This window comes from Histidinibacterium aquaticum (assembly GCF_008710275.1).
In the GTDB taxonomy this organism is placed as follows: Bacteria; Pseudomonadota; Alphaproteobacteria; order Rhodobacterales; family Rhodobacteraceae; genus Oceanicola; species Oceanicola aquaticus.
Map to the genome: position 1 here is coordinate 436,273 of NZ_VYQE01000001.1, position 10,509 is coordinate 446,781.

Below are 10,509 nucleotides of genomic sequence, written 5' to 3' on the forward strand. Positions count from 1 at the left end.
ATGACCCGCCTAATCCCCCTCCTCGCCTTGCTCCCCGCCCCGGCCGCGGCCGCCGGTTTCGAGAGACCGGTCCCCGCCGCGCAGACGGCGACCACCGAGATGTGGTTCGCCATCGCGAGCCTGGCCCTGATCCTCTCGCTCGGAGCGGTGCAATGGCTGATCAAGAACCGGTAAGCCCCGGCTGGCGCTTGCTGGCGGGGATCTACCCCTTCGCGGCCGGGGCCGTGGCGGTGAACCTCTACTTCGCCTCCCTGATCGGTAGCTGGATCGGCCTTCCGGTCATCACCCCCACCGCAGCGGCCATGGCCGGTCTCGTCTTCGGCTGGCCCGCCGCATGGCCGTTCGCCCGCCACTTCGCGCGGCTGATGCGGGAGGCGGACGGATGACCTGGGCCCCCTTCCTCCTGGCATTGGCTGTTTTCGTCGGCTCGCACTACCTGCCCGCCCGCACGGGCCTGCGCGAGGTCGCGCTCCGCCGCTTCGGGCGGCGGGCCTATTTCTCGGTCTACGGGCTCGTGTCGCTCGCCGTTCTCGGCTGGGTGGTCGTGGCGGCGGGCCATGCGCCCTACCTCCAGCTCTGGCCGCCGATGCCCTGGATGCGTTGGGTGCCGAATCTTGCGATGCCGCTCGCGCTTGTGCTGACGGCCTGCGGTCTGGGTCTACGTCAGCCCTGGACGCTGGGCGCGAAGCGCGGCGCGACGTTCGACCCGGCCGATCCCGGACTGGCGGCGGTCACCCGGCATCCCCTGCTCTGGGCCCTTGCGCTCTGGGCCGGGGCGCACCTCCTGGTGAATGGCGACCTCGCCCATGTCGTCCTCTTCGGCCTGTTCCTCGCCATGGCACTGGGGTTCATGCCGGTCTTCGATGCGCGCGCGCGGCGCGACCTCGCCGCCTCAGACAGAGCGGCCTTCTTCGCGGCGACGTCGGTCCTTTCCCTCGCCCCCTTCGCCGAGCGGGAGTGGCGGGCGGCCAACCTGCGCCCCCTCGCCATACGGTCGGGCCTCGGCCTGGCTCTCTGGATCGTGGCCCTCGCCCTTCACGGCGCGGTCATCGGAGTCTCGCCCCTCCCCCTGTGAAGTTTGAGCCAGCACAAAGCGGGCCCGCCGGGGGCATGCGAAATCCGTGCCATGACACAGATAGATACCCTCCGCCGGCTCGGTCTGTTCGAAGCCCGCGTGCCCCGATACACCAGCTATCCCACCGCCCCGAACTTCTCGGCAGAGTTCGGACCGGATTTCCAGGCGGAGTGCCTCGCCTCGGTCGACCCGGCGGAGCCGATCTCGGTCTACATCCATATCCCGTTCTGCGAGCGCCTGTGCTGGTTCTGCGCCTGCCACACGCAGGGGACCCGGACGCTGACCCCGGTCGAGCACTACGTCGAGGCTCTCGAAACCGAAATCAGCCGGACCGCCGCGGCGCTCCCGTCGGGCACCCGCATGGGCAGGCTGCACTGGGGGGGCGGCACACCAACAATCCTGCCGCCGCCGCTCATCCGTCGCCTCGCGCAGGCTCTCAAGGCCGCGATTCCGCCGGCGGAGGAGTTCGACTTTTCCGTAGAGATCGACCCGACGATGGTCGACGCCGAGAAGATCGCCGCGCTCGCCGCAGAAGGAATGACCCGCGCCTCGATCGGTATCCAGGACTTCGACCGCACGGTGCAGGAGGCGATCGGGCGGCTCCAGAGCTTCGACGCCACGCGCGGCTGCGTCGAGGACCTGCGCGCCAACGGGATCGGCTCGCTCAACGTCGATCTCGTTTACGGCCTGCCGCACCAGGACGCGGCGAGGCTGGCGGACACCGTGGACAAGGTCATGCAGCTCGAACCCGACCGGGCGGCGATCTTCGGCTACGCCCACGTCCCCTGGGCGTCCAAGCGTCAGAAGCTGATCGACGAGACCGCCCTGCCCGGCGGCGTGGAGCGCTACGAACTCGCCCAGCTGGCCGCAGAGATGTTCAATGGCGCGGGCTTCGAGACGATCGGGATCGACCACTTCGCCCGCCCGGAAGACGCACTGGCCGAGGCGGCGCGCACGGGGACCCTGAGGCGTAACTTCCAGGGCTACACCGAGGACAGCTGCCAGGTTCTGGTCGGCCTCGGAGCCTCGTCGATCTCGCGGTTCCCGGAAGGCTACACGCAGAACGCCCCCGCGACCGCGGCCTGGCACCAGCGCGTCGCGGCAGGCGATCATACCGCGGCCAAGGGCTACCGGATGACACCGGACGACAGGCTCAGGGCCCGCGCGATCGAGGAGATCATGTGCCGCTTCGCCCTCGACCCTGTCGACGTCTCGACGGAGTTCGGCAGTGATCCAAACGCTCTCGCCGCAGACTGCGCGCGCGTGAAGGCCCGGTTCGGCAGCGCGGTCGTGCCAATTGGCAGCGGCTTCCAGATCGCTCCGGGCTACGAGCCGCTCACGCGCCTGATCGCCAGCGTCTTCGACGCTCACATGGGCCAAGGCGGGCTGTTCAGCCGGGCCTCGTGACGTGCGCGGACGGCCTCAAGGAGCAGGGCAGATGATCATGCGAAGCCTAAAACCGACGAGTCGACCGCTGGGCGCCGATCCCGCGCCGGTCCTGAAGACGATCCGCCGTCTTCTCTGGCTAGGTCTCGGCCTGTTGGCCCTCTCCCTCGGGGCGGCGGGCGCGATCTTTCCCCTCCTCCCGACGACGCCCTTCATCATCCTCGCCGCCTTCGCCTTCGGCCAGAGCGCCCCCGGCTGGCAGAGGCGGCTCGAAGCCAACCCGGCCTTCGGACCCGCCATCGCCGACTGGCGCGCGCAGGGCGCAATCTCGCCCCGATACAAGGCGCTGGCGGTCGGCATGATGGCGGCTGCCCTCGGACTCAGCCTCATCCTGCACGCGGCGCCCGTCCTCGTCGCGGTTCAGGCTGTGGTCATGAGCCTGGCGGCCCTGTTCATCCTGTCACGGCCGAATGGCGAGGCCTGCTCGGTCGCTCCAGCACGGGGTCGATCCGGTAGAGCTGCGCCGCGAGCTTTTTTACGCTCCGATCTCAGGTCGTCGATGCGGCCCTGCACCGTTCGTCCTTCGCGGTGACGACCTGGCAGAGGAAGCCAAGTCCAGAATCCGACGGCTGAATAACCGCCGACCCGTCAGGCGAAACGGCCGTTTTTCGCGTAGCGGTTCGGCCCGACTAGCCCATCACCAAGAGAATGCATCGCGTCCGACACTCGAGCTGGCGCTAGTCGGCTTCCGCCATGAGGCTTGACGAAACCGGTTTCGGTGGGTCATATCACCGGGAATACAACGGGAGGGGTGCATGGGTCGCAGGGTCACGCTGCGCGATCTCGCGAACGAGCTGGGGCTGTCGAAGGGTACGGTCTCGCGCGCGTTGAATGGGTATCGCGACATCAGCCCGGCGACCGTCCAGCGCGTTCGCGAGGTGTCCGAGCGGATCGGCTACCGCCCCCTCGCCCAGGCACAATCCATCCGGACCGGACAGTCACGGTCCCTCGGTCTCGTGCTCCAGATGGAGCAGCACGACGCCCAGCGCCCTTTTCTGGCGGAATTCCTGCGCGGCATCACCCGCACGGTCTCGGCGCAGCACTGGACCCTGACGATGGCGACCGCGGAGAGCGAGGAAGAGGGCCTGGAGACCTATCTCCGCCTCATCGCCGAGAGAAAGGCGGACGGGTTCATCCTGCCGCGGACCCAGCGCCAGGATCCGCGGATCGCTCTGCTGCGCGACGCGGGCTGCCCCTTCGTCCTGTTCGGACGGACCGATGACAGCGCGGATTGCGCGTGGTTCGACATTCGGGGCGGCCGGGCGATGCAGCAAGCCGTCGCGAGGCTCGTCGGGTTCGGGCACCGTCGTATCGCCTTCGTGGGCGCCGACCCGATCTATACCTACGCCACGAAGCGGCTCGACGGCTACAAAGAGGGCATGGCGGAGGCCGGTCTGCCTCCGCTCGTCACCTCCGGACATGCGACCGCTGCCGACGGCGGAAGGGCGCTTGGCGAGCTGCTCGACGGGGAGAATGCTCCGACGGCAGTAATCTGCGCCACCGATCTTCTGGCGACCGGCGCCGTGCGGGCGGCGCAGGCGCGCGGCCTCGCCGTCGGAAGGGATATTTCGATCATCGGCTACGACGGCAGCCGGGAGGGCCAGAACCTCGACCCGCCCCTCACGAGCTTTGCGGTCGATCAGACCGCCGCGGGCGCGAGGCTGGCCGAGTTGCTGATAGCGCGGATCGGCGGTGCCGATCCACAGGAACTGCGGGTGACGGCGGATGCCGTTCTGCGGGAGGGCGGAACCGACGGTCCGCCACCGAACGAGTAAACCAACGGGAGGAAAGCGATGACCACCAAAACACTGACCAGAGCCCTGATGGGCACCGCGCTGACGACGCTGATCGCGTTGCCGGCTGCGGCCGATATCCGTTTCTGGACAACCGAGGAACAGCCCGAGCGCCTCGAGCGTCAACAGCAGCTCGCGGCCGATTTCGAAGAGCAGTCGGGCATCGCCGTCGAGGTGATCCCGATCACCGAAAGCGACCTCGGCACACGAGCGACCGCCGCCTTCGCCGCGGGCGACCTGCCCGACGTGATCTACCACACCCTGCAGTACACCCTGCCCTGGGTCGAGGCCGGGATCCTCGACGCCGAGATCGCGACCGAGGTGATCGAGACGTTGGGCCCCGACACATTCGCCCCGGGCGCGCTGGAATTCGCCGCGACCGAGGACGGATACGCCGCCGTGCCGGTGGACGGATGGACGCAGATGATCCTCTACCGCCAGGACCTCTTCGAGGAGAATGGCCTCGAGCCGCCCACGACCTACGAGGCCGTGACCACCGCGATCGAGGCACTGCACAATCCGCCGGAGATGTTCGGGTTCGTCGCCGCGACCAAGGTGGACGAGAACTTCATGAGCCAGGTCCTGGAGCATGTCTTCCTCGCCAACGGCGCGAGCCCCGTGGGTGAAGAGGGCTTCACCGGCTTCGACGAGGAAGCGACCGTCGAGGTGCTGGAGTTCTACAAGACCCTCGCCGAGGCCTCGCCGCCGGGAGAACTCTACTGGGACCAGTCGCGCACGCTCTACTTCTCGGGCGAGGCGGCGATGATCATCTGGTCGCCCTTCATCCTCGACGAGCTTGCGGGCCTGCGCGACAGCGCCCCGCCCACGATCAACGACGATCCGACCTCGACCGAGCTGGCATCGAAAACCGGTATCGTCACGAGCTTCGCCGGACCTTCGAACCCCGACGGGGCGGCCTGGGCCGACGTGCGCTATTTCGGGATCACAGCGGACGCGGATTTCGACGAGGCGCAGGCCTTCGTCGAGTTCTCCATGAGCGACGGCTACACCCAGACGCTGGCCATCGCGCCCGAGGGCAAGTTCCCGGTGCGCCGCGGCACGCAGGAGAATCCGCAGGAGTTCATCGAGGCCTGGGCCGAGCTGCCGGTTGGCGTCGATCGCAAGGCGCCGCTCGCCGAGCTCTATGACGCGGAGATGATCGACGAGATCGTGGCCGGTCTCGACACCGCGCAGCGCTGGGGCATCGCCGACGGGCAGCTCGCGCTCGCCTCCAAGATCATCAACAGCCAGGTCATCAACCGCGTGGTCCGCCAGTACATCGACGGCGAGATCGACGCGACTGCTGCCGTGCAGCAGATGAACGACGAACTGGCCGAGATCGAGTGACGACAAGGGGACGCGCGCGGGATCACTGCCGCGCGCGTCCCGTCCGGGGGAGGAGACACCGATGACGGACGCCGTTCCACCGAAAGGCCGCGGCCCCCTTGCCCGGCGCGAAGCGCGTCTGGCCTGGAGCCTGCTCGCGCCCACGGTCGCCATCGTGTCGGCCGTCGTCGTCCTTCCCCTGCTCGCGATCTTCTGGATTTCGTTCAAGCCGGTGGGTCTCGCCGACCTGCGCCCACCTGCCCCGGTCGTCCGCGAAAGCCTGCGCGGCGACGGAGAGGACCTGCGCGTCCAGTACCGGCTGCGGAACTCGTCGCAGGATATCGCGATCTCAGGCGTGACGATCACCGACACCCTGCCGCCGGGCCTCACAGTCCGCGAAGCCGACGACCGCTGCGAAGTGAGCGACGGCACGATCCTGTGCGACCTCGGCGATCTCGAGGCCGGCGGGCGGGACGAGATCGAGATATTCGTCTCAACCGAAGACGATCCCGACGCACTCGGCGAAGAGGCCGAGGCGAGCGCGCCGGACGTGACCGGCCGGGCTCCGAACATCCTGACCAACGCCGAGTTCACGCTGGAGAATTTCGCCCGCATCTTCGACGGAGACGAGTTCTGGGGCGTGCTCGGGGTGACGCTGTTCTACGCCACGGTGGGCACCATCGGCGCGTTGGTCGTCGGGCTTTTCGCGGCCATGCTGCTCGACCGGTCCTTCCGCGGCCAGGGTATCCTCCGCGGCCTCTACCTCTTTCCCTACGTCGCCCCGGTGATCGCGGTCGCCTTCACCTGGGTGATCCTGTTCGACCCCTTCTCGGGTTCGGCCAACGCGCTGCTGCTCCGCATGGGCGTGACCGAGAACGCGATCAACTTCTTCGGCGACCGGCCGCTCGCGCTGATCATGGTGACCGTCTTCGAGATCTGGCGCTACTTCCCGCTGTCGTTCCTGTTCATCCTCGCGCGGATGCAGTCGATCCCCGAGGACATGTACGAGGCGGCCGACATGGACGGCGCCTCGCCCTTCCAGAAGTTCTGGTTCCTGTCGCTGCCGCAGCTTCTCGGCATCCTCTCGGTGCTGTTCCTGCTGCGCTTCATCTGGACCTTCAACAAGTTCGACGACATCTTCCTACTGACCGGCGGCAACGCCGGCACGCGGACGCTGACGGTCAATGTCTACGAACAGGCTTTCGCGGTTTCGAATATCGGAGCCGGCGCGGCAGTGGCCGTGGTGATCTTCGGCTGTCTGCTCCTGTTCTCTGTCTTCTTCTTCAAGGTCCTGAGCCGGGAGGAGGGACTATGAGCGCGCTACGCTACGGATACGTCACCGCCGCGATCCTCGGCCTCCTCTGGACCTTCACGGTCGCCGTTACCGTGGCCGTCGCCATGTCCTTCCTCACCGGCGCGGCCTTCCAGCCCTCGATGCTCCTGTCGGGCCTGGCCGGCGCGCTGGCCGGGGCCGCGTGTCTATGGGGGCGCGCTGGCGCCGGCATCGCGGCTTTCGGGCTGCTGGCGCTCGGTGTCATCGGTCTCGGCCCCGTCCAGACCGGGGAGGTCGGGCTTCTCTCCCTTGTCATCGGCCATGCACTCGCCGCATCCGCGACTGTGGCGGGGCTCGATGGCTTCCTTCGCAAGTTGCCCTCCGGGCGCCTCACGCGGCACGAGTTCGAGGACGCCGTCATCCGCTTCCTCACCGGCTTCGGCTACGTGTTCTTCACCGCCATCGTCGCCATCCCCTTCTACGTCATGGTGATGACCAGCCTGAAAAACCAGCAGCAGCTGGTGCAGAACCCGCTCGACTTCAGCATCGATCTCTCGCGGGGCTGGCACCTCTTCGACAGCTACGTCGAACTGTTGACCGTGTTCAATTTCGGCTCCTACCTCTGGACGAGCTTCTACGTCGCGGTGCTGACCGTCCTCCTGACGCTCGCCTTCTCGATCCCGGGGGCATACGCGGTGGCAAGGATGCGGTTTCGCGGCGCGGCGGTCTTCTCGCGCTCGATCCTGCTGATCTACATGGTGCCGATGATCGTCTTGGCCCTGCCGATCTACATCGGCTACTCGATGGTCGGCCTGCGGAACTCGATCCTCGGCATCGTGCTGATCTACCCGGTCACGACCATCCCCGTGGCTCTCTACATGCTGCAGGGCTACTTCCGGGGCCTTCCGGCCGAGGTCGAGGAAGCGGGGCTGATGGACGGTCTTTCGCGCCTCGCGGTGATCTGGAAGATCACGCTGCCGCTCTCCCTGCCCGCCCTCGCCTCGGTCTCGCTCTACGTCTTCATGATCGCGTGGAACGAGTTCCTTCTCGCCTTCATGCTGCTCGACGATCCCTCGAAATTCACCCTGACGCGCGGCATCGCCTCTCTCAACAGCTCCGAGATCCCGCGCCAGCACCTTATGGCCGGGTCGGTGATCGCGACGGTCCCGATCATGGCGATCTTTCTCGGCCTCGAACGCTTCATGACGCGCGGCCTCACTGCCGGGTCGGTGAAGGGATGAGGAGCGAAGGGACGATGCCGGAGGACCATACGATGCGAAAGACGGACCGATGACCGACGAAGACCTCGACGCGGTCGCGCGCGATATCCTGACCTCGAACGACCGCGGCGGCTACACGATCCCGACGGCGGGGCTCTACCCGTTCCAGTGGAACTGGGACTCCGCCTTCGCGGCCTGGGGTTTCTCGACCTTCGACGCGGACCGCGCCTGGACCGAGCTCGAAACCCTGTTCTCGGCGCAGTGGACGACCGGCATGGTCCCGCACATCGTGTTCCACCAGGAGGATGACGGGTATTTTCCCGGGCCCGACGTCTGGGCCACCGGGACGACGCCCGCCACCTCGGGCATCTCGCAGCCCCCCGTCGCGGCGATCCTCGCTCGGCTGATCCACGACAGCGTGGGCGGGACCGAAAGGCTCCGCGCACTCTATCCGAAGCTTCTGGCCTGGCATCGATGGTGGCGCGAGAGCCGCATGGCCCACGGCATCGCCTGTGTCGCTCACCCCTGGGAGTCGGGGCGCGACAACTGCCCGGACTGGGACCCGGGAATGGCCAATGTCGATACCACCGGCATCGGCCCCTACCAGCGCCGCGACACCGGCCATGTCGACGCCGCCATGCGTCCCGGCAAGGAGGACTACGACCGCTACCTTGCCATGGTGAAGTTCGGCCGGGACTGCGGCTGGGACCAGGAGAAGATCCGCGACGATGGCCCGTTCCTGATGGGCGATCCGGCGATCACCTTCATCCTGGTCCGCGCGAACCGGGACCTCGCGGCCATCGCCGAAGCCCTGGGCGAGGACGGGGCCGTGCCCGCCGCTTGGGCCGACGAGATGGAGGCCGCCCTGCCATGGCTCTGGAGCGAGTCGCTTCAGGCCTATGCGGCGCGCGACGTGCGCACCGGCACCTTCGCCGGCACCATCTCCTCGGGCGCGGCGCTTGGCCTGCTGGCCGGTGTCGAGAACGCGGCAATGGAAGAGAAACTCGCCGCCATGTGGGACCGCGTGCGCTACGGAATCCCGTCGAACGATCCCGCCACACCCAGCTTCGAGCCGCGTCGCTACTGGCGCGGACCGACCTGGCCGGTGGTCAACGCGCTCATCGCGGTGGGCCTCAAGTCGGCCGGCCGTATCGCCGACGAGGCGCGCCTGCGCCGTGAAACCGCAGAGCTGATCCGGCGCGGCGGCTTTTACGAGTACTTCGACCCGATGGACGGCACGGCCTGCGGCGGAGACCAATTCACATGGACGGCCGCCATCTGGCTGGCCTGGGCCAACAGGGAGGATGCGTGATGGGGGCGATCCGGCTCGACCGTCTCGAAAAGTGGTTCGAGGCGCTGCAGGTCATCAAGGGCATCGACCTCGAGATCGAGGACGGCGAGTTCATCGTCTTCGTCGGCCCCTCGGGCTGCGGCAAGTCGACCCTCCTGCGAATGATCGGCGGGCTGGAGGAGATCAGCCGCGGCAAGCTGGTGATCGACGGGCGCGACGTCACCTCCGATCCGCCGTCGAAGCGCGGCCTGTCGATGGTGTTCCAGAGCTACGCGCTCTACCCGCACATGTCGGTGCGCGAGAACATGGGCTTCTCGCTGAAGACCGCCGGCGCTCCGAAATCGGAAATCACCGAGAAGGTCGACGACGCCGCGCGCATCCTCAAGCTCGGCGACTACCTCGACCGGCGGCCGAAGGCGCTCTCGGGCGGACAGCGGCAGCGCGTGGCCATCGGTCGCTCGATCGTGCGCGACCCGACCGCGTTCCTTTTCGACGAGCCCCTGTCCAACCTAGACGCCGCGCTCCGCGTGGAGATGCGATACGAAATCGCCAAGCTGCACCAGACGCTGGGCCGGACGATGATCTATGTGACCCACGATCAGGTCGAGGCGATGACGCTCGCGGACCGGATCGTGGTGCTCGAGTTCGGCACCATCGCACAGGTCGGCACGCCGCGAGAGCTCTATGAGAGGCCCGCCAACCTCTTCGTCGCCGAGTTCATCGGTTCGCCCGCGATGAACATCCTGCCCTGCGTTCCGTCCGACGGCGGCCTCGCGGTGAAGGGCGGCCGCCAGATACCGGACAGTTCGGGGCGCGACGGAGCGGTGAAGATCGGCGTGCGGCCGGAAGACCTCGGGGCGGTTGCCCCGGGCGAGGGGATGCTCGACGCCGAAGTCGAGGTCGTCGAGTACCTCGGCGCCGACAGCTTCCTTATCCTCGGGACCGAGCAGGCCGGCCAGGTCACGCTGCGCGCGGACGGCACCACGCGCGCCAAGCCGGGCGACACGATGGGCCTCGCCCTGACGGGGAGGCTCCACGCTTTCGATGAGAACGGACAAGCGCTGCGCTGACGCCTGTCAGGCGCC

The 10,509-nt window shown here is 67.8% G+C and carries 11 protein-coding genes; all 11 read left to right on the forward strand.

Features of this window, described 5'->3' with window-relative positions:
* Positions 1 to 174, forward strand: a complete 174-nt coding sequence (locus F3S47_RS02195) for a protein NnrT (protein ID WP_150443570.1) — start codon at positions 1 to 3, stop codon at positions 172 to 174.
* Positions 153 to 386: an NnrT protein gene (locus tag F3S47_RS02200; protein WP_150443571.1), complete on the forward strand. Its 234-nt coding sequence runs from the start codon at positions 153 to 155 to the stop codon at positions 384 to 386. The genes F3S47_RS02195 and F3S47_RS02200 overlap by 22 nt, the downstream gene beginning before the upstream one ends.
* Entirely contained in the window at positions 383 to 1,075 is a 693-nt protein-coding gene (locus F3S47_RS02205) for an NnrU family protein (RefSeq protein WP_150443572.1), read from the forward strand. The genes F3S47_RS02200 and F3S47_RS02205 overlap by 4 nt, the downstream gene beginning before the upstream one ends.
* Before the next feature lie 51 nt (positions 1,076 to 1,126).
* On the forward strand, positions 1,127 to 2,482 hold the full coding sequence (gene hemN, locus F3S47_RS02210; RefSeq protein ID WP_150443573.1) for an oxygen-independent coproporphyrinogen III oxidase: 1,356 nt from the start codon (positions 1,127 to 1,129) through the stop codon (positions 2,480 to 2,482).
* 31 nt (positions 2,483 to 2,513) lie between these two features.
* Positions 2,514 to 3,053, forward strand: a complete 540-nt coding sequence (locus tag F3S47_RS02215; protein WP_150443574.1) for a YbaN family protein — start codon at positions 2,514 to 2,516, stop codon at positions 3,051 to 3,053.
* Between the two features lie 223 nt (positions 3,054 to 3,276).
* On the forward strand, positions 3,277 to 4,296 hold the full coding sequence (locus F3S47_RS02220; protein ID WP_150443575.1) for a LacI family DNA-binding transcriptional regulator: 1,020 nt from the start codon (positions 3,277 to 3,279) through the stop codon (positions 4,294 to 4,296).
* Between the two features lie 18 nt (positions 4,297 to 4,314).
* Positions 4,315 to 5,661 (forward strand): ABC transporter substrate-binding protein, encoded by a 1,347-nt coding sequence (locus F3S47_RS02225; protein ID WP_150443576.1) that lies wholly within the window; start codon positions 4,315 to 4,317, stop codon positions 5,659 to 5,661.
* A 61-nt stretch (positions 5,662 to 5,722) separates the two neighbouring features.
* Positions 5,723 to 6,955 carry a sugar ABC transporter permease gene (locus F3S47_RS02230; RefSeq protein ID WP_150443577.1) on the forward strand — a complete coding sequence of 411 codons (1,233 nt, stop codon included), beginning with the start codon at positions 5,723 to 5,725 and terminating at the stop codon, positions 6,953 to 6,955.
* A complete protein-coding gene (locus F3S47_RS02235) occupies positions 6,952 to 8,154 on the forward strand; it encodes a carbohydrate ABC transporter permease (RefSeq protein WP_150443578.1) in 1,203 nt (400 codons plus the stop codon). Before F3S47_RS02230 ends, F3S47_RS02235 begins: the two co-directional genes overlap by 4 nt.
* Positions 8,155 to 8,203: 49 nt before the next feature.
* Positions 8,204 to 9,445, forward strand: a complete 1,242-nt coding sequence (locus F3S47_RS02240; RefSeq protein ID WP_150443579.1) for an MGH1-like glycoside hydrolase domain-containing protein — start codon at positions 8,204 to 8,206, stop codon at positions 9,443 to 9,445.
* A complete protein-coding gene (locus F3S47_RS02245; protein ID WP_150443580.1) occupies positions 9,445 to 10,494 on the forward strand; it encodes an ABC transporter ATP-binding protein in 1,050 nt (349 codons plus the stop codon). Before F3S47_RS02240 ends, F3S47_RS02245 begins: the two co-directional genes overlap by 1 nt.
* Positions 10,495 to 10,509 lie beyond the last annotated feature (15 nt).